General features: G+C 64.7%; 23 protein-coding genes. 9 read left to right on the top strand and 14 right to left on the bottom strand.

All coding sequences use genetic code 11. From position 1 onward, the window contains the following. Positions 1–329: 329 nt before the first annotated feature. Entirely contained in the window at positions 330–1,262 is a 933-nt protein-coding gene (locus tag AUC68_RS00700) for a hypothetical protein (protein WP_069435894.1), read from the top strand. 7 nt (positions 1,263–1,269) lie between these two features. Here the strand turns inward: AUC68_RS00700 and AUC68_RS00695 are convergent, their stop codons facing one another. The 10 genes from AUC68_RS00695 to mepA form a co-directional block, all read right to left on the bottom strand. Then, positions 1,270–2,076 (bottom strand): lysophospholipid acyltransferase family protein, encoded by an 807-nt coding sequence (locus tag AUC68_RS00695; protein WP_069435893.1) that lies wholly within the window; start codon positions 2,074–2,076, stop codon positions 1,270–1,272. A 51-nt stretch (positions 2,077–2,127) separates the two neighbouring features. Continuing rightward, positions 2,128–2,484 (bottom strand): hypothetical protein, encoded by a 357-nt coding sequence (locus tag AUC68_RS00690; protein ID WP_141701021.1) that lies wholly within the window; start codon positions 2,482–2,484, stop codon positions 2,128–2,130. 94 nt (positions 2,485–2,578) lie between these two features. Next, entirely contained in the window at positions 2,579–3,028 is a 450-nt protein-coding gene (locus AUC68_RS00685; protein ID WP_069435891.1) for a Fur family transcriptional regulator, read from the bottom strand. A gap of 145 nt (positions 3,029–3,173) precedes the next feature. Further along, a complete protein-coding gene (locus tag AUC68_RS00680) occupies positions 3,174–3,668 on the bottom strand; it encodes a GNAT family N-acetyltransferase (protein WP_069435890.1) in 495 nt (164 codons plus the stop codon). After that, positions 3,665–4,330 carry a tRNA (adenosine(37)-N6)-threonylcarbamoyltransferase complex dimerization subunit type 1 TsaB gene (gene tsaB, locus AUC68_RS00675; protein ID WP_083240261.1) on the bottom strand — a complete coding sequence of 222 codons (666 nt, stop codon included), beginning with the start codon at positions 4,328–4,330 and terminating at the stop codon, positions 3,665–3,667. The genes AUC68_RS00680 and tsaB overlap by 4 nt, the downstream gene beginning before the upstream one ends. Positions 4,331–4,365: 35 nt before the next feature. Next, a complete protein-coding gene (locus AUC68_RS00670) occupies positions 4,366–4,956 on the bottom strand; it encodes a malonic semialdehyde reductase (protein ID WP_141701020.1) in 591 nt (196 codons plus the stop codon). Next, complete coding sequence (locus AUC68_RS00665; RefSeq protein WP_069435889.1) at positions 4,953–5,513, bottom strand: NifU family protein; 561 nt, start codon at positions 5,511–5,513, stop codon at positions 4,953–4,955. Before AUC68_RS00665 ends, AUC68_RS00670 begins: the two co-directional genes overlap by 4 nt. A gap of 124 nt (positions 5,514–5,637) precedes the next feature. Next, on the bottom strand, positions 5,638–6,186 hold the full coding sequence (locus AUC68_RS00660; protein WP_069435888.1) for a universal stress protein: 549 nt from the start codon (positions 6,184–6,186) through the stop codon (positions 5,638–5,640). A gap of 92 nt (positions 6,187–6,278) precedes the next feature. Then, entirely contained in the window at positions 6,279–6,674 is a 396-nt protein-coding gene (locus AUC68_RS00655; protein ID WP_069435887.1) for a DUF2237 family protein, read from the bottom strand. 220 nt (positions 6,675–6,894) lie between these two features. Next, positions 6,895–8,022, bottom strand: coding sequence for a penicillin-insensitive murein endopeptidase (gene mepA, locus AUC68_RS00650; protein ID WP_204376939.1), 1,128 nt, complete (start codon positions 8,020–8,022; stop codon positions 6,895–6,897). A 257-nt stretch (positions 8,023–8,279) separates the two neighbouring features. On the opposite strand from mepA, the gene AUC68_RS00645 reads away from it, so the two are divergent. The 3 genes from AUC68_RS00645 (at position 8,280) to AUC68_RS00635 (ending at position 10,644) form a co-directional block, all read left to right on the top strand. After that, positions 8,280–8,705, top strand: coding sequence for a L,D-transpeptidase (locus AUC68_RS00645; RefSeq protein ID WP_069436091.1), 426 nt, complete (start codon positions 8,280–8,282; stop codon positions 8,703–8,705). Between the two features lie 221 nt (positions 8,706–8,926). After that, positions 8,927–9,523: a carbonic anhydrase gene (locus AUC68_RS00640; RefSeq protein WP_244500322.1), complete on the top strand. Its 597-nt coding sequence runs from the start codon at positions 8,927–8,929 to the stop codon at positions 9,521–9,523. 101 nt (positions 9,524–9,624) lie between these two features. Continuing rightward, a complete protein-coding gene (locus AUC68_RS00635; protein ID WP_069435884.1) occupies positions 9,625–10,644 on the top strand; it encodes a trypsin-like serine peptidase in 1,020 nt (339 codons plus the stop codon). A 78-nt stretch (positions 10,645–10,722) separates the two neighbouring features. Here the strand turns inward: AUC68_RS00635 and AUC68_RS00630 are convergent, their stop codons facing one another. Next, entirely contained in the window at positions 10,723–11,040 is a 318-nt protein-coding gene (locus AUC68_RS00630) for a hypothetical protein (RefSeq protein ID WP_069435883.1), read from the bottom strand. Positions 11,041–11,203: 163 nt separating this feature from the next. Here AUC68_RS00630 and AUC68_RS00625 point away from each other — a divergent pair, with 163 nt between their 5' ends. The 4 genes from AUC68_RS00625 to AUC68_RS00610 all read left to right on the top strand — a co-directional run bounded on the left by AUC68_RS00625 (position 11,204) and on the right by AUC68_RS00610 (position 15,288). Continuing rightward, positions 11,204–12,247: a VIT1/CCC1 transporter family protein gene (locus AUC68_RS00625; RefSeq protein ID WP_069436090.1), complete on the top strand. Its 1,044-nt coding sequence runs from the start codon at positions 11,204–11,206 to the stop codon at positions 12,245–12,247. A 111-nt stretch (positions 12,248–12,358) separates the two neighbouring features. Beyond that, positions 12,359–12,649, top strand: coding sequence for a c-type cytochrome (locus AUC68_RS18485; protein WP_083240260.1), 291 nt, complete (start codon positions 12,359–12,361; stop codon positions 12,647–12,649). 356 nt (positions 12,650–13,005) lie between these two features. Then, positions 13,006–14,139, top strand: a complete 1,134-nt coding sequence (locus AUC68_RS00615; protein ID WP_069435881.1) for a linear amide C-N hydrolase — start codon at positions 13,006–13,008, stop codon at positions 14,137–14,139. Positions 14,140–14,394: 255 nt separating this feature from the next. Next, positions 14,395–15,288, top strand: coding sequence for a hypothetical protein (locus tag AUC68_RS00610; protein ID WP_141701019.1), 894 nt, complete (start codon positions 14,395–14,397; stop codon positions 15,286–15,288). A 105-nt stretch (positions 15,289–15,393) separates the two neighbouring features. On the opposite strand, the gene AUC68_RS00605 is transcribed toward AUC68_RS00610, so the two are convergent. Then, entirely contained in the window at positions 15,394–16,695 is a 1,302-nt protein-coding gene (locus AUC68_RS00605) for an MFS transporter (protein WP_069435879.1), read from the bottom strand. An 86-nt stretch (positions 16,696–16,781) separates the two neighbouring features. Here AUC68_RS00605 and AUC68_RS00600 point away from each other — a divergent pair, with 86 nt between their 5' ends. Further along, positions 16,782–17,372 carry an HdeD family acid-resistance protein gene (locus AUC68_RS00600; protein WP_069435878.1) on the top strand — a complete coding sequence of 197 codons (591 nt, stop codon included), beginning with the start codon at positions 16,782–16,784 and terminating at the stop codon, positions 17,370–17,372. Here the strand turns inward: AUC68_RS00600 and AUC68_RS16630 are convergent. Continuing rightward, a complete protein-coding gene (locus AUC68_RS16630; protein WP_158008187.1) occupies positions 17,369–17,560 on the bottom strand; it encodes an SH3 domain-containing protein in 192 nt (63 codons plus the stop codon). The genes AUC68_RS00600 and AUC68_RS16630 overlap by 4 nt on opposite strands. 594 nt (positions 17,561–18,154) lie before the next feature. Beyond that, the coding region (locus AUC68_RS16625; protein ID WP_158008186.1) for a hypothetical protein at positions 18,155–18,392 on the bottom strand (238 nt) is incomplete at its 5' end.

Here is an 18,392-nt window from a genome sequence, read left to right as displayed (position 1 = left end):
TGACACTTTTTTCTTGACCGTTCCGGTCGCCTGTTCCGTACGCGTCTTTGTTTTGTCTTATTCAGCAGTTCTATGGGTTCGCTATTAACGTTAATGAAGCGTTGCGTTGCTTCGCGATACGTCCCAGGTCTGGAAGTGCGCGACTCTGCAGGCGGTTAGCGGTAAGATGTTGGCTGTTGGCGCCGATGCTGAGGCTGAGTTCGGTGTCCTTTCGTTGAGTTCTGCGTAGCGCGCCGGGCGGCGGACGGCAGGTTCAATATTCGACCTGCGGGAACCCCAAACCCGGGCTTTCGTTAGTATCGAGGTTCAGTGATTTCTGGGGGTAATTGATGCGTGATATTCGCGGGGACCTACAAGACCGCGCCGGCTTCCTAGAGGAGCAGATTAACGCGGCGCAATCGCAATTCGAGAAGCGGATGGAGCTGTTTACGCGCGAGCACGAGTCGAAGATCGCCGATCTTCAGGCCGAGCTCGAAGCCGTGAGCATGTTGATGGAACGCGAGTACCGGCGGATCATGAGCGCGCCGGATGTCGAGGAGGAGCGCCGTCAAGCGGCGCCACAGGCGGCACCGGAGCAGCACCGTCCCGCGGTCGCGGCCGAAATCTACGAGGAGGCGGACTATCCGGAGGAGGAGCCTGAGGCCCTTCCCGAGGAAGAGCCTTACGCCGATGCGGCCGTTGCCGAGGCGGCGCCGACCCATCGCGCGCCGGAGCCGCAATACGCGCCGCGGCCCGCGCCTCGGGCAGACGAGGAATACCGGCGCCCGGTCGCGGCGGAAGTCCGGCCGCGCCGGCCGATTGCCGTGGAGCCGGCGGCGGCCGAGAGGCGTCCGGCTGCGGCGCCGGTCTACGACCGTCCCGCCGCACGGGCACCCGAGCCGCGCCAAGACGAGCCGCGCCAGGAAGCACCTCGACAAGATGCGCCTCGCCAAGATGCGCCGCGCCAGGAGCAACCGCGCCGCGCCGAGGCGTCTGGGCGTTACGAGCCCGTCCAACGCGACCTGGGTCCTAGCCCGGCACAGCGTCAGCCATTGGCCGATTTCCTGATTCGCAAGCTTGGCGAGGTCGGCAATATGAGCCTGGACGACCTGTGCGGCGTCGCCATTCAGGAGGGATACTTCGCGGAAGGCGACAATCCGGACCGCACCGTGCACATGACGCTCATGAATGTCGTCAAAGCAGGGTTCATCCGGCAGATGCCGAACGGAACCTTCGCGCCGGCGTCCGTCATGGACACGATCAGACTGCGGCGCGCGATCTAGCGCCGCCTCATTCGGCGGGCCGCCCGCGTAGGAGCTCGACGACGTCGTTTCGGATCTTGTCTTCCGTATAGCGCGCAAGCGCTTTGCGATCCGGGAAGTCGTCGAGGGGCACGGGCGGTCCGATTCGGATATTGGCTTCCAAGGGCCCGAGGCCCAGAAGCCGCCAGGCGTGGCTCGCCAAGTCCATATCGCCGTACCAGGCGACTTGCGGGCGCCCGCGCCGTCCGAGCGGCAGTCCATAAACCTTGGTGTAGGTGAGCGCCAAGGTCTGGACCGCAATATCGAATTTGCCCCGTTGCCGTTTGCGGACGCCCCGCCCGGCGGCCTGCCGCGAACAATGCGGTGCGGAAGGGCAGCACCCCGTTGCCGTCGCTGGACGTGCCTTCGGCAAAGAAGACCACGTGGTCGCCCGCCCTCGACGCCGGTCGAGAATTTCATTCGCCTTCGTACTCGTTTGCGTACGCCGCTCGCGATCCACGAAGACCGAGCGCTGGAGTTTGGCCAGCCATTTCACGAAGGGCCAGGTCGAGACCTCCTGCTTGGCGACGAACGACACCGGCGCCACGGCAGACAGAACGGTGATATCGAGCCAGGACACATGGTTCGAGACCACCAGGACTCCGTTCTGGCGCTCCAGCGCACCGTCGACGCTGAGGCGCACACCGACGATCCGGCAGACTTGGCGGTGGTACCAATGGGGGAAGGTGCGGGCGAAACGCGAACCCGTCCGCACGAAGAGATGCTGCAAGGGCATCAACGGCAGCGTGAAAGCGAAGAACGTTGCCAGCACCAGAAATGCGCGTGCGTTTTTCATCGATCAGGAGCGAATCGAGCGGGTCCGAGGGCGCGTTTGAAAGCTCAAGCGTCAATAGCAGACTCGGTTCCCGTAGCGCGTGATGCAGATCCCGCGCAAGGCCGGATTTTCGGCCCGGACCGGAAGCGGCTCGGTCCGGCATTCCGTCCGGACATCGCCGCCGCCAAACGAGTATGTGTCGCAGACCTCCCGCGTGCCGGTCTCGACGAGATACACGTCGAGCTCGGACGGGAAGGCCACTTTGACGTTCGTTGCGGCGGGCGCGGGTGCCCGCTCAGCGGCAATTCCGTTCGATGGCGCCGCTTGCGGCGCGGCGACGGCCTCGGCATCCAGCGGAACGGCGTGCTCCGCAAAGGCGATCGTGGTCAGCAGCATCAATGCAGCGGCAAGACAAACGCGCGTACCCATCACGCACCCCTTCGTCGGACGTTAACCCTTCGTTAACGTTGTCCCGGCGCGCGCCGGAAGTCAAACGCCGGGCGAGGACCCGCCGGCCTTGCGCCTATTTCTTGGGGTGCTTTTTTTGGGCTTGGAGCGGCATGCCGAAGAGTTCGAGCCGATGGCCGATCAGCCGGAAACCAAGTTCGGCCGCCACGCGCTCTTGCAGGCGTTCGATGTCCTCGTTGGTGAACTCGATGACCTCGCCGGTGGTCACGTCGATGAGGTGGTCGTGGTGGTCATGGCCGCCAGGTTCGTAGCGCGCGCGGCCGTCACCGAAATCGTGGCGCTCCACGATGCCTTCGTCCTCCAGGAGGCGGACCGTGCGATAGACGGTCGATAGCGAGATGCGCGGATCGCGCTCGGCCACGCGCCGATAGACTTCCTCCGCATCGGGGTGATCGTTCGCTTCGGAAAGCACCCGCGCGATGATGCGCCGCTGTCCTGTCATCCGGAGGCCGCGCTCAGTGCAGAGGCGCTCCAACCTGCTTTCCCGCCTGGTTTGTTGGGACATCGCTTTTGGCGTGCGCGACTTGGAAGGCGCTTGATCCATGATCGGCGCTGGCTCGGTTCGGGTTGTTCGCGGTCGCCTCCATCATCGGGGCGCGGGTCCCAAAGGGCAAGATTGAAGATCGGCCGCCGGCTCCGGGACCGGAGGATCAGGACGTCAGATCGAGGCGCAGAACCGCTGCGTTTCCGCCGTTTTCGTAGTAGCCGGGGCGCCGGCCCACCGCAACGGCCCCCAAGCCCCGATAGAGCGCAAGCGCTGGGGCATTGGTCTCGTCCACCTCCAGGAAGAGCTGGCGGATACCAGCCTCTCGTAAGGATTTCGCCGCGTGTTGCAGCAGAGCCCGGCCGAAACCGCGTCCTCGGTACGCGGCAAGCACGCCGATGGTCAGGAGCTCGGCCTCGTCAGCGGCGGTCCGCGCAATCAAGAACCCGGCCGGCGCGGGCTCCGGCGCCGCGACCGTCGCCAAGAGGCAGAGGGTCGGAGGGCCGGCGATGAACCGCGACATGGCCGCGTCGTCCCAGGGTGTCGGCCGGGGTCCAAGGGCGCCGTCGAAACAGGCCCCGTGAAGGGCCGTCAGGAGCGCCGCCTCGACCGGCACTGCCGGGCGGATCCGCACCTCCGCGCCGTGTCCGCCATCCGTCATGGACGGCGTTCCAGGGCGGTGTTTTGGGGCTTTGCGTCGGGCGGGCGCAAATAGAGCGGGCGCAGGAGCGCCGTACGATCGGCACTTTCGGCCGCAAGCTCGGCAAGCGCCATCGCGCCCGGCTGCAAGCTTGGAAGCGTGCTGTCGAGTGGACGGCCGCTCGCCACGGCGGCCTCCGCCAACAGGCCAGCGCCACTGCCCGCGGCAAGGACAAGGTCTTTCGGCAGGCGGTCCACGGCATCGGGGGGCGTGCACAGCATGGGCCCGTCCAGCCGCGATCCATCCGTGCCATAGAGCCCGAGATAGATCATGCCGCGCCGTGCGTCCACGGCAACGGCGAACGGCCGGTCAGGGGCCAGGCCCTCGCGAAGGGCCCGGCGTGCCATGACCGTGAGACTATCGGTGCCGTAGAGCGCCGCGCCACAGGTCAGGGCTAGGCCGCGCGCGGCGGCGATGGCGATCCGCACGCCCGTGAAGCTGCCGGGCCCTTGCGTTGCGGCGATCCTATCGAGGTCGCGCGGTTGAAGGCTCGCCTCGGCCAGCACGGCTTCCACCATGGGCATCAACGCCTCGGCGTGGCCGCGCATCATCTCGGCCTCGCGGAGGACCCGCGTCTTCCCCGAACCGGTTGTCCGCAGTACGGCGGCCGAGCAGACCCCCATCTCGTATCGAGCGCGAGAACGTTCATGGGAAGGTCTTAGAGGATGCGCGCGACTTGGTCGAAGTCGAATCGCGGCGATCGGGGGCGCAGGGCGGACGCATCGCCATAGCCGAGATTGCACAGGAAGTTCGCCTTCACGTTGGTCCCGGCGAAGAATTCGGCATCGACACCCGCCGGGTCGAATCCCGACATGGGACCGCAATCGAGCCCGAGCGCCCGGGCGGCCATGATGAGATAGCCGCCCTGGAGGGTCCCGTTGCGGAAGGCCGTTTCGGCGATTTTCTGCGGCTTGCCCGCGAACCAGCTCTTGGCATCGGTGTGCGGGAAGAGCTTCGGCAGGTGCTCGTGGAAGTCCTGGTCGTTGCCGAGGATGACGCAGACCGGCGCCTGCATGGTCTTGTCGCGATTGCCCTCGGACAGGAACGGCTTCAGCCGCGCCTTCGCCTCACGCGATTTCACGAACACGAATCGCGCCGGGCTGCAATTCGCGCTGGTCGGTCCGAGCAGAACGAGCGACACGAGTTCGCGCAACAGCGCATCGGGCACGTCCCGATCCTGCCAGGCATTATGGGTGCGTGCGTCGTGGAAAAGCTGCGCGAGGGCGGGGTCAGTCAGACGTCCCGTCAAATCGGGCGGACTTTCTGCACTTCCGGAATGAAATGCCGCAGCAGGTTTTCGATTCCATGCCGGAGCGTGGCCGTCGAGCTGGGGCAGCCGGAGCACGCGCCGCGCATGTGCAAATACACGATCCCGTCGCGATAGCCCTGGAAGGTGATATCGCCGCCGTCTTGGGCCACGGCCGGGCGCACCCGCGTGTCGAGCAGCTCCTTGATGGTCTTGACGGTCTCTTCGTCCTCGGGCTCGAAGAACTCCTCGTCGCCGGGCTGCACGTCGCCCTGGCTGCCCATGGTGGCTTCGCCGGACAGGTAGTGCTCCATGATGGCGCCCAGAATGGCCGGCTTCAGATGTGGCCACTCGCCGTCGCTCTTGGTGACGCTGATGAAGTCTGAGCCGAGGAACACACTCGATACGCCCTCGATCTCGAACAAGCGCGAGGCGAGGGGTGACGTCTCGTCCTGGTCGTCCGCGCGGTACTCGACCGCATCGTGATCGCCAACAACGCTTCGGCCTGGCAGGAACTTCAAGGTCGCCGGATTCGGCGTCGCCTCGGTCTGGATAAACATGATGGGACCTTTTTGAGTCGGAACTCACACCTGACTTAGAATGGTTCTATATTTGTGGCCACACCGCTGCAAAGTCAAGGCGGCCGCGCGCATAGTCGGCGTCTCGTCAGGGTCCTTCAGGCCCTTAGGCAAGCGCAAGAATCTCCTCCGTCGACAAGTGTCCCGGTACGACCGTGATCGGTGTCGGAAAGACGCCGGCGAGGCGGCCGCCCGCGAGGCTGGACACCAGAGGTCCTGGTCCCGACGGGTCTTTCGAAGCGCCGAGGACCAGGACGCCGATATCCGGATCCTCTTCGATAAGATTGGTGATCTCCTCGGACTTTGAACCCTCGCGCACGATCTCCTCGGGAACGAGGTCCTCGAACCCCATCGTCTTGAGCTTGCGGCCAAACAAGCGGAAGACTGCCTTCGCCTTGTTGAGCCCCTCCTCCCGGGCGATCTCCTCGACCCCGAGCCAATGCATGGCGCCGTCTTCGGGTTCGATGACGTAAAGCAGCGCGAGCTGGCCCTTGGTCCGCTCCGCCCGGCTCGCGGCGAAGGCGAGCGCGCTCTCGCATTCCGGCGTCTCGTCGACGACCACCAGAAATTTGCGTTTGTGACCCTTGTGATAGATCTGACGCTTCTGGCGGCGCTGCGAGGGCGCGGCTTTCTTGTCTGCTGCTTTTTCGCTCATCGTGTGGCGGTGTGCCTGTTTGTGGCCCGGGCGCGCATGCTGCCACCTCCAGATGGGCGCAACAAGCCAGTTCTATCCTTGCTTCCCGCCTCTCAGGCGAGGTCGATCGCGTATCGTTTGAGGTCTTCCAGGGCCACAATCTCGAGCGTGGCCTCGTGGGTCGCACCGAGAACCACGCGCGGGGCCTTGCCGGCCTCGAAGGCTTCCAGCCAGCGGGCCGCGCACAAACACCAGCGGTCTCCCGGCTTCAAGCCCGGAAAGCCGAAATCCGGGTGGGGCGTGGACAGATCGTTGCCGCGGGCCTTGGAAAACGCGAGAAATGTCTCCGTCACCTCGACGCAGACCGTGTGCAGCCCGGCGTCCTCCGGCCCCGTGTGGCAGCATCCCGTCCGGAAAAAGCCGGTCAGCGGCCGGTCCGAGCACGGCTTGAGGGGCTCACCAAATACGTTTTTCTGCCCTTCGAACGGGCTTGAACGCCGCTGCAACATGGCCGGGAGTGTGCCCGACTCGCGCGGCCGCGCAAAGACGACTCTTCGCCGCTGAGGGACAGGTCAGCGAATCGGATTGCGCTCGGGCATCTGCATCGAGACTTCTTGTTCTTGGTGCCAAGAAGCGCGGCGAGCTGTTCCTTGGTGAGGACCGGCACGCGGCCCGGCGTCCTTGCTGGTCGCGCCTTGACGGCGATGGGCGGCAATTCATCGCCCACCTTCAGCGGCTCGGCGCGCCCGCGGTCAGCACCGACTCGCAATCCTTGGGCAGATCCCTCAGCTTGCCGCGGCGCTTGCGATCGGAGAGGCTGGGCCGGCGCCGGAGCGGATCCATGGGGCTGTAACCATGGTCGGTCGCCCACTTCGCCGAGGTCTTCAGATTCTTGTCCCAGTACTTGAAGTCGTCGTCGTCGCAGCCGATTTCGCCCGACACGGGCGATTGCCCGTTGCACCCCTCCATGCCATGCGGGCATTTCAGCCGGACATGGAAGTGATAGTGGTGGTTCCACCAGGGCCGGACCTTTGCGAGCCACGCCTTGTTCTTGCCAGCCACATCCGCGCGGGCGCACAGCGCCTTCTTGATGGCGGGGTGGACGAAGATGCGGGCGACTTGCCGGTATGACGCCGCCCGGCGGATCAGCTTCACCTGCAGGTCCGTGAACACCTCCGGATCGACGCTGAAGGGATCCTTCAGCATCGAGACGGCCGTCATCTCTTCACGTTCGGTCTCGGACAGCACATGGTCCGGCATGGGCGTCAGCCAAATGTCCGCATCCAGACCAATCTGATGGCTGGTATGGCCGGTCAGCATCGGGCCGCCGCGGGGCTGCGAAAGATCGCCGACGAGCAGGCCAGGCCACCCATCGAGCGCATGCGCGTCGCTGGCGAGGCGCTCCATGTAATCGATGAGCTGCGGCGCTCCCCAATTCCGGTTTCGCGACAGCCTCATCACCTGCCAGTCCGGCCCGTTGATCGGCAGGGAAACGCCGCCGGAGAGACAGCCCTTGGCGTAGCCGCCGATGGCCCGCGCGGCGAGCGGCGCAGGCGTCGGCACCGAGCCGAACAGATCGTTCGCGGGCGCGAGCTTCGCCGGCGGAATGTTCTTCGGTGGCTCGGGCCGGCGCAAGGGACGCTCCATGGGAATGTCGGCGAGCGATGCCACGTCTCCCTCATCCTCGGCAGTGTCGAGTGGTTCCGCCTTGTGAAGTGCGTTTTCTTGTGGCGAGGAGTCCGAATCGGGCGGGGCGACATGCTGAGGCCGCACGGAGTCCTGAGGCGTGGCCACCTGGCCCGCCGAGACACCGGTCATCAGAATCAAAAACGGTAGGCTGATGATCAGCCTACGCATTGTCCCCCAGCCATATGACATATGCCCCACGAACTGACGACGATGAAATCGCAAGCTTAACACAAACAACACCAATAGTAGGAGCCTCTTAAGGGTATGAATCGTAGTGAGTTTCGGACCTGGCGCACCCGGGGGCGCCATTCAGGAGATGTTCAGTCCCGTGGCCTTAGACTGGTCCGGACACTAGCCTTGAGAGGCCGCGCTTTGCAGCGTCGCTGATCCTGAGTGCGAGTTGAATGGTGGAGGAGACACAACAAATGCGTCGTTTCTTGGTCCTGATCGCGATTTTGGGCGCTGTGCTGACGCTGCCCAGCGCGGCCTTTGCCGGCGTTCTGGCTCAGATCAATCTGTCGAGTCAGCGGATGCATGTCTATGTGAACGGTAAGCCCAAATATACGTGGAAGGTTTCCACAGCGCGGTCGGGTTACCGGACGCCGACAGGCACGTACAAGCCGTACAATCTCGTGCGCTTCCACCGGTCGACGATCTATCACGGTTCGCCGATGCCCCATTCCATCTTCTTCAAAGGCGGCTATGCCATCCACGGCTCCTACGAGACGAAATATCTCGGGCGGCCCGCTTCGCACGGTTGCGTGCGGCTGCATCCCTCCAATGCGGCGCGCCTCTACGCCCTGGTGCAGCAATACGGCAAGGGCAACACCACGATCCGCATCACCCACTAGACCTCGCCCCGGGCGTGAACGACGCGCGACCCGCTTGACCCCAAGGGGCCCGCGCGGGACGCTTTCCTTCAATGAGAATCGCTTGAGCGGGGGGAGGACATATGTGCGACTGCCGTATACGTCCAATTTTGTCGCGACGCGCCTTCGTCGCCGGCGCGGGCGCTTCCCTTGCCGCCAGGGCGTTCCCGTCAACACGCGCGCGGGCCGAGGACAAAGCCGCGGTGCCAAACGCGATCCCGCCGTCGGAGGCCCTCGAACGCTTGAAGGCGGGCAATGTCCGTTTTGCCGCCGGAGACACCAAAGACACCGATTTCTCCGCCGGGCGCGCGGCGCTGACCAAGGCCCAGCATCCGATTGCCGGTATCCTGTCCTGCGCAGACAGCCGTGTGCCCCCCGAAATCATTTTCGGCCAGGGTCCGGGCGATCTCTTCGTATCCCGCGATGCCGGCAACGTCGTGAGCAACTATGGGCTGGCAAGCTTCGAGTACGCCGTCACCAGTCTCGGCATCCCGCTCATCTTCGTGTTGGGTCACACGGGCTGCGGCGCCGTCTTGACCGCCCTCAGCGCGTCCATGCAGCGCAAGGAACTCCCCGGCCACCTTCCCGAACTGCTGAAAGCCATCGAGCCCGCGGTGATCACGGCGCATGGCCGTCATCCCGGCGACTTCTTGGCGGCCTCGATCGAAGAGAATGTGCGGCTCGGCATGAAGCGGCTGAAGACGCGATCGAAGATCATCGGCGATGCCGTCATGGCCGGAAAGCTTAAGATTGGGGGCGGGATCTACGACCTGGGGACGGGCGTCGTCACCTACCTCTGAGCCGTGCCAGGCTTAAACTTTTGCGAGTTGTATATTGACATATACAACCAGTAGGAGACTCTACTTCCACCATAGCGGATCTCGGGTGGGAGGACCTCATCATGCGGGTCGGTTGGATCCTCCTTGGCAGCGGCTTGGCGCTCTCAACGATCGCCCTCGCCGCCGAGCCCGAGGCGGCCGGGACCTTGACCGAGAGGTTCCAGAACTTATCAGCCAAATTTCAGTCTCTCGCCGGACGGTCGCGGTTCGCCGCGCCGGATTCGGCGTCGCTTGTCGGCATACAGCGGGACCTGGAGCTTCTGCTGAACGAAGTCAAAGCCATCTACGGGCCCGACGACCGCAGGAACTACTATCGCGCCTCTCCCCATGAGCGCCGCGCTGCCGATGCCACCGCCGTCCTCGTCAACAGTCTCAAGGTCACGCCGAACGACGACGGCACCGTTTCGGTGTCGGACGAGGGCGCCCATCTTTGCGGGCCGGCATCGGGGTTTCCCGCCGAACGATTCTGGGACGAACCCGCTCCGGGGTTCTGTTCGGGTTTCAAGGTGGGCCCGCGTCTGATTGCAACGGCGGGCCATTGCGTGCATGTCGCGACCTGCCCCTCCACGACGGTTCTGTTCGGGTTTCGCAAAGAGACCGAGAGCCAACCCGTCAGCACGACGTTCGCCCGCAAAGACCTCTACCAATGCCGGGAAGTCGTGGCCGGCGCCCTCGGAGGAGAGGATGGCAGCGACTGGCGCGTGATCCGCGTGGACCGCGACATCGAAGACGTCCCGACCGTGGCCCTGAGCTCAGATCCGGTTCAGTTCGGCCAGCCATTGACGGTGGTCGGCTATCCGATGGGACTTCCGGTCAAGATCGCCGCCAACGCGACCGTCCGGGACGTCAGACAAGCGTTCTTTGTCGCCAATCTCGATACCTATGGCGGAAACTCGGGCTCGGTCGTTTATGACACCGACAAGCTCCGCGCAGGGGAACTGGTCGCAAGAGGCGTGCTTGTGCGCGGCGAAGAAGACTTCCTGATGTCCTCGCCTTGCCGCATCTCCAACAAGTGCCCCGACCAGGGGTGTCGCGGGGAAGACGTCACCAAGGCTGAAATGCTGCGTGCTGCCATTCCCTGATCGTCCGCAGCAGCGGTTCGGGCGCCTGGCCCATGAGAAATTCGCCTGCCCCTTGACAGAAGGGGCAGGCGATGCGCGTTACAGCAAGGGGCCGCAAGCAGCCACGCAAATGGGGTTGCAACCGAAGATGCCGCAGCACGCGGCGACGCAAGCTGCATACTCTCCGGCGCCTTTCGTGTCGCTGAAGTCCGGGCGGGACGCAACGAGCTCGCCCGCCATCCATTTGTCCAAGACTTTTGCTGCTTCCGCGCGGTTCGTCGCCGGAAACGCCTCGACGATCTTCGAGTAGGCGAGCACTTGCTCGCCTGTCGGTTTGGGCAAGGGCTCCTCGGCCCTCGCAGTCCCAATACTGAACGTCGCCCAGATCAGAGCGACGAGAAGCAAGCCACGTGTCATTGATCCTCTCCCACCACTGAAAGTTGCGCAAGGAGCTTATGGACACGTAATGCGTTAGTAAAGCGCTTCCTCACCCGTCAAAGTTTGGTTGCGTTCCCTCGTGTACGCTCCAGGCTCACGATTCGCGGGCGCGAGGATGCCCATTCGGCAGGAAGGTTCGACCATGGAGAATACGCTTGCACGCTGGCAGTCCGAGAAGACCGCGGCCTACCTCTCCAGCGCTGTCGCTGCCAATGAGCCCGATCCCAGGCGCGCCAAGCTGTTCGGCAAGATGGCGAAGGCGGCTGAGGAACAGGCGGCGATCCTTGCGAAGGATCTGAAACCCGTCCCCGACTTCAAGCCGTCGCTGCGGTCCCGGATTGCGGTCTTGCTCTTGGGCATTCTACCGCCGCGGGCCATGCGCAACGTCTTGTCGGCGCACAAGGTGCGCGGCGTTTCCGTTTATCGCAGCAAGATGCCCGAGCCGGGCGCGGCGGACGGGAGGGGCCACCCCTGGCCGACCTCGGTGGAGGACATCGGCCGTCAGCACAAGAACTATACGAGCGGGACGCTGCGCGCCGGTGTGTTCGGCGTGAATGACGGTCTCGTGTCCAATACCTGCCTGGTCATGGGCGTGGCGGGCGCCGGCGTGGGGCCGAGCGAAATTCTGTTGACCGGAATCGCCGGATTGCTGGCGGGCGCCTTTTCCATGGGCGCGGGCGAGTTCATCTCGATGCTGTCGCAGCGGGAAATGTTCGAGCATCAGATATCGCAAGAACGAGACGAACTCGAACGCTATCCCGATGAGGAGGCCGAGGAGCTGGCGCTCATCTACGAAGCACGCGGCATCCCCATCGGCGAAGCACGCGACATGGCCAAGCACCTGATCGCGAATCCCGAAAAGGCGCTCGATGCGTTGACCCGCGAGGAACTTGGCCTCAATCCGGAGGAGCTCGGATCGCCCATGGGCGCCGCGGTCTCCTCGTTCCTCACCTTCAGTGTCGGCGCCTGCGTGCCGTTGATCCCTTACCTCCTGGGGTACGAGAAGGAGGGGATCGTAATCGCCGCTGTGCTAGCAGGGATCGCACTGTTCGGCGTGGGATCGGCGCTCAGCCTGTTCTCCGGCAAGAACGCATTGGTCGGCGGCGCGCGCATGCTCGCCGTCGGGTCGATTGCGGCGGCGGCAACCTATTTCATCGGCTCCCTACTCGGGGCGAATGTCGCGTAGCGCCTGACCCAACGCGGACTTTGGGACGACGCACAGCTTTCCGGGCGCGGGAATTTTGGGTAGGACTCGCAGGACCTGGATATCGTTTTTGGATCGGTACAGGAGCTGGGCATGAAAACACATTCGACTCTCGGGATTCTTGTGATTCTTGCAGCGGCCGCCATCGCGGCGTTCTCGACGGCGGAGGCCTTCGCCGCCGACGTCAACCACGGAAAGCAGCTTTATATGACCTGCGCCGCATGCCACGGAGCGACTGGCGCGGGGAACGAGGCGCTCGGCGCACCTCCAATCGGCGGCCTGCCGGCCTGGTACACCGCGCGCCAGCTGAACAACTTCAGACCGGCGTCCGCGGTGGCGACCCGAAGGATACGTTCGGCAAGCAGATGGCGCCTATGGCCATGACACTGGCGACGGACCAGGACGTCGCGGACGTGGCGGCCTATGTCGAGACGCTCAAATAGAGCCGGAAGGGCGCTTAGAGCCGAATGGGGTGACGAGAGCCGGAGTCCGGCGCCGCCTTGGTCGGTAGCAGGCTTGAAGACGGGGCCGCACACGGCGGGCCCGTCTTTTTCGTCTGCGGACTTCATTTGCGGACCTGTTGTTCGCCCGGCCGCGCGCATGCCGCGCAGCTTTTACGAAAATGCGACCGAGTTCCGGTGGTCCAAACTAAGCCTGTGTGGAAATTCCGCACGTACTTAACGCGGCCTTCACGGCGGGCGCGCACTCTCCTCCCGAATTTCACCGAAGGAGAGATCGTCATGATCCGACGCGTTGCCACCTACGTCTTCGCCGCTTCGTTTGCTTTTGCGACGACGCCGGCTTTCGCTTGCACGGGAATCAGCCTCAAAGCAGAAGACGGCGCGGCCGTTCGCGGCCGCACGCTTGAGTTCGGATTCCCCCTCAAGTCCAATGTGATTGTCGTCCCCGCCGGCCAGGCGTTCAGCGGGACCCTGCCTGACGGCAGCAAGGGGCTGACCTACAAGACGCGCTACGGCATTGTCGGTGCCAACGCGTTCAACGAAGTCGCCATTATCGACGGCTTGAACGACCAAGGCCTGTCCATCGGCCTGTTCTATTTTCCAGACTACGCCCAATACGCCGATGTGACGTCGGAGAATGCGTCCCGCGCGCTCGCGCCCCAGGATTTCGGCATGTGGGTGCTCGGCAACTTCGCCACGGTCGATGAGGTGAAGAAGGCGGTTGAGGACATCGCGATGGTGGCGACGCCGATGCCGGGCCTCGGCAGCGCCAAGGGCATGCCCGCCGACGTGCACTTCTTCGTGCAGGACAAGACCGGCAAGTCGATCGCCATCGAACCGCGCGGCGGCAAGCTCAAAGTGACCGACGCGCCGCTCGGCGTGATGACCAACGCGCCGACCTACGATTGGCACATGACCAATCTCGACACCTACATCAACCTGTCCCCGAAGGATGTCGATACGGCGAAGCTCGGCCCCGTGACCCTCGATCCGACCGGTTCGGGCACGGGCATGCTCGGGCTGCCCGGCGACTTCACCCCGCCCTCGCGCTTCGTTCGCGCCGCCATGTTCAGCCAGGCGGCGGTCCCCAATGACGACGCCGATGAGGCAGTGTTTGCCGCCTTCCACATCCTGAACCAGTTCGACATTCCGAAGGGATCGGTGGTGAACGCGTCCGTGGGCGGTGCGCTTCCCGAGATCACCGAATGGACCAGCGTCAACGACCTTCAGAATCTGCGCTGGTACTTTCGCACCTATCAGGATCAGGGCGTCCGTATGGTTGACCTCAAAGAGGCGCTGAAGGCTGCGAACGGCAAGATCAGCTTCATCGAGATGGAGACGGCGCCCCAAGCCGTGTCCAACGTGTCGGGCGAGGCCAAACCCATGGCCACCGGAGATGCGACGGAGAAGTAGCGCGCGCCATCGAGACGGAACCGCACGGCCCCGGGTCCTTCGCCCGGGGCCGTTTTTACGTGGACCGGCCGAAATTGTTTCGATTTGAGACAAATTGGCGAGAAGTTTGCGCAAAGCCGTTCGGAAGGCGAGACAAGCCGCGTTTCGGCGAATAGGATCGGCGCCCTTGGGGAAATTGTTCTGCGCATCATCATGACGTCTACATACTTGAAAGCGTTTGCCGGGCCTTGCTGCGCCCTAGCCTGCGCTTTGATCTTGTCTCTCTGCGTGATTGTCTTCGCACCGTATCGTGCCGCCGCACAGGAAGCGCCGGACGCCGGCGAAGCCGCGAGCGAGCAGACCGAGGCGGGCGGCGAGTCTCTGGAGGGCGAGTCTCTGGAGGCCGAGTCCTCGGACAGCGAGGCGCCGGCGGACGAGGCCAAGCCAGAAGCGGGTCCTTGGGACGTTTCGGATCCGTGCGCGAATGTCCAGCATCCCTATCAGGCGGAGGTTTGCCAGCAATCGCGGGCGGCGGCGGCATCGGAAGCCACGGCGCGGCTGACGCGCCTCGTGATGCTGATCGGCCTGCTCGCGTTGCTGATCTTGCTGCTGATGCTCTGGCCCGTGATCACGGCGGCCCTCGCGGCACGTCGGGCGGCCGAAGGCAGTGCGGCGCCCGTGCGCCTCTCGTCGTCGCCGAGATCCGCGGACCGCGAAGCCGAACTGCGGGCCTATGTGGATGTGGACTCGCTCGAATTCATCGAGACCCCGGACGCCGACGGCACCGTCAAGGTGAAGATCACCTACCGCAACTCGGGACAAACACCGGCCTTCAAACTCGAGAGCCTCGCCGAGATGGAGGTTGTCGACATTGCGGACGAGGACGATCTGCCGATCCGGCCCGTTCCCGACGACGGGCCTCTCGCTCCGTCGCGCCCGCGGCTGGGCCGGGACGGCACCGCGACCGCGATCGTCCAATGCGATGCGGGGCCGAATCTCGCCGACCGTGTCACGAACGGGAAGGCGACCATTCTCGTCTGGGGCGCGGCGGGCTATTACGATGTGTTCGACCGCAGGCGCCGGACGATCTTCCAGTATTTCTGCAACGCCGAGACGTTGGACACGGGCGAGATGTTCCGGCCCGTGGTGCGCGGCGACGAGACGGGCTAGGCGCGGGACGCCTGCGCGAGGCCAAGGAGACAGACCCGGGGGCCTCAAATCGGCGCCGCCGAAGGCCAAGTCCGGCCGGAAACGCAGTCCCCGGCCGGCGCTCGCCTAGGCCGGTTCTTGTTGTGGCGTGGCGTGAGGCTCCCGGAAGCCCAGCGCCATGAAACCGCCGAGAGCCAGTGCGCCGGCCAGGAACAGGAGCGCCGCGGAGAAGCTGCCTGTCGTCTCCTTCAAGACGCCGAAAATATAGGGGCCCGCGAAACCGGCCACGTTTCCCATCGAATTGACGAGCGCGATTCCCGCCGCCGCGCCCGCCCCCGTCAGGAGGGCTGTCGGCAGCGACCAGAACGGCCCGAACGCCGCGTAGAGGCCGAGCGTGGCGAGGGTCAGGGCCACCATGGTGGGTATGAGCGGCCCGGAATAGGCGGACCAGGCGAAGGACGCCGCAGCCAGGAGCAGCGGCAATGCGATATGCCAGCGCCGCTCTCCCGTCCGGTCCGACCGGTGTCCCCAAAGAACCATGGCGATGGCGGCGAAGAGATACGGGATCGCGGCAAGGAACCCCACGGCGAGCGGGGCGAACCCGAAGCCGCTGATCACCTGGGGCATCCAGAAGCCGATGCCGTAGAGCCCGGTGACCATGAGGAAATAGAGGCCGCCGAGCGCCAAGACGCGCGGGCGGGTCAGCGCGGAACCGAGGTCCGCATAGCCGACCGCCTCGGTCTGTTCGGCTTCGTGGGCGAGGGCACTCGTCAGGGCAAATTTCTCGTCGTCCGTCAGCCAATGGGCGTGTTCCGGCGTGTCGGTCAGAACCTTCAAGGCGAGCACGCCGAGGACGATGGCCGGAACGCCCTCCACCACGAACAGCCATTGCCAGCCGGCGAAACCGAGAAGACCGTGCATCTCGAGCAGCGCGCCGGAGAGCGGTCCGCCGAACACCGTGGCCAGCGGTACCGAGGCCATGAACAGGGCAATGATGCGAGCGCGCTCGGTCGCGGGGAACCAATAGGTCAGATACAGGATGATGCCAGGAAAGAAACCGGCCTCGGCGATGCCGAGCAGGGCGCGCGTCACATAGAAGCTCGTTTCGGAGTGGACCAGCGCCATGGCGCAGGCGACAAGACCCCAGGAGATCATGATGCGCGCGATCCAGATGCGCGCGCCGAAGCGCCGGAGCGCGAGATTGCTCGGAATCTCGAAGGCGATATAGCCGAGAAAGAAGATGCCGGCGCCGAATCCGTAGACGGACGGGGGAAAACCCCAAATCCTCGTTGTGCAGCGCGGCGAAGCCACATTGACCCGGTCGAGGAAATTGACCGTATACGCAAGGCATAGAAAGGGAATCAGCCGGACCGTTGCTTTTCGGATCGCGCTGGCAAGGGCTTGGGTATCGTCGCTCTGACGCTTCATCGGCCGCCTGCTTGTCGTATGCTGTCCTCAAGACTCGAATCAACGTCGGATCGATTCGGCCGACACCCTAGAGGAGGGCTCAACCTATGGCTATTCCAGTGGATGCCGCCGCGGCGGCGCTGCGCGAGGCGATGCGCGAGACGGTGAAGCGTTATTCCCTATGGTACCTGATTCAGGGCGTGCTGCTCGTCGTGGCCGGCGTGCTGGCGATCATTTCGCCGGTCATTGCGTCCGTGGCGGTCGTGTTCCTGCTCGGCTGGATCTTGATCATCAGCGGCGTCCTGCAGGGCATCGGCCTGATCGGCGCCAGCAATGTCCCTCATTTCTGGCTGCAGCTCATCTCCGCCGTGCTCGCGATTTTGATCGGGGTCTTGCTGTTGCGCTCCCCCGACAGCGGCCTGCTCGTCATGACGATGCTGCTCATCGTTTATTTCATGGTCGAGGGGATCGCGAAGGTAATCTTCGCCCTGACGATCCGTCCCTTCCCGAACTGGGGCTGGGTGCTCGCGAGCGGGCTGGTCGGGATCGTCCTGTCCTTCGTCCTCTGGGCGAACATGCCGCTCACCGCCGATTGGGTGCTTGGGCTGATGCTGGGGCTGCTCCTCGTCACCGAGGGTGCGGCGCTCACCTATCTCGCCTGGAACGTCCACAAGGCACCGGCGGTGTCCGGCTCTTAAGGCGCGCTGCTCTCCTTCAGGAAGCGGTTGTAGATATAGCCTTCCTGCGCCGTCTCGGGATCGGCGACGCGGATCCAATTGCCCTCGCGTCCGACGACGCGAAGCTTGGCGCCCGTCAGGGCGACCTTGTCGGACCCGGCGTTCGATGAAGGGCCTTTGCGGATATTCACGGGGGTCTTGACTTCCATCCATTCCTCCTCCGCGGAGCGGCCAGCCGCGGCCCGCATGAGCATGGACAACGGCCCGGGTTTGGACTCGCCCTCGGAGGCAAGCAATTGCGGCCGAACCGATTGCGTCGCGGCAGGGCCGCCGGCGGCAAGACGTTGCCGCTGCGGCTCTTCTTGGTCTTGTGGCTGGTCTTCGGCAAACGCCTCCTCTGGGGCGCTTGGAACGGCTTGGGAGCTTGGAACGGCTTGGGAGCTTGGAATGGCTTGGGCGCTCCGCATTTGCGCCGGCGCCGCCTCGGATTCCTGAGCGGCAGGGGAACGCCCGAGATTGGGCCGGCCGATGCCATGAGTCCGGACGGCCCGGAAAGGCCCGGTTCCTGGCCCCAATCGTTCGTCAGACGACGGAGCGTTGCTTCGCGATCCGCGACGCCGAGGCCTGCGGCTCTGGCGTACCACTTCGCGGCCTCGGCCCGGTCGGGCTTGATGCCCTGAACGGCCAGCCGCGCGATGATCTTCGGATCGTAAGTGGCCCCGACCGCCAGCGCGGCCTCGCCACTGCCCGCTTCGGCAGCGCGGCGGTAGTAAGCCCGGGCGCCGGCGAGATAGCCACGTCGATCATCTTCGCCCATGGGCCATCAGCCCTTCGATCCGGTCCGTCTCCCCGGCCCGTACGGCAAACCCAAGTGAAGATGGGGCCGCCGTGCGGACCTTGCCGTCTCCGTCCGCTCCGGTGGACAGGGCGGCGCGCGGCGGACTGACCGGGATCGATAGCGCCGGCGAGGCATGGGAGCTCGCATTCGCGAAGCCGGTATCGAGGCTCAGGCCCTTAAGGCCGCCGAGCCATAACATCGCG

The organism is Methyloceanibacter methanicus, assembly GCF_001723285.1.
GTDB lineage: Bacteria > Pseudomonadota > Alphaproteobacteria > Rhizobiales > Methyloligellaceae > Methyloceanibacter > Methyloceanibacter methanicus.
The sequence above is the reverse complement of the archived record's forward strand: the minus strand, read 5'-3'. Positions and strand labels throughout refer to the sequence as shown.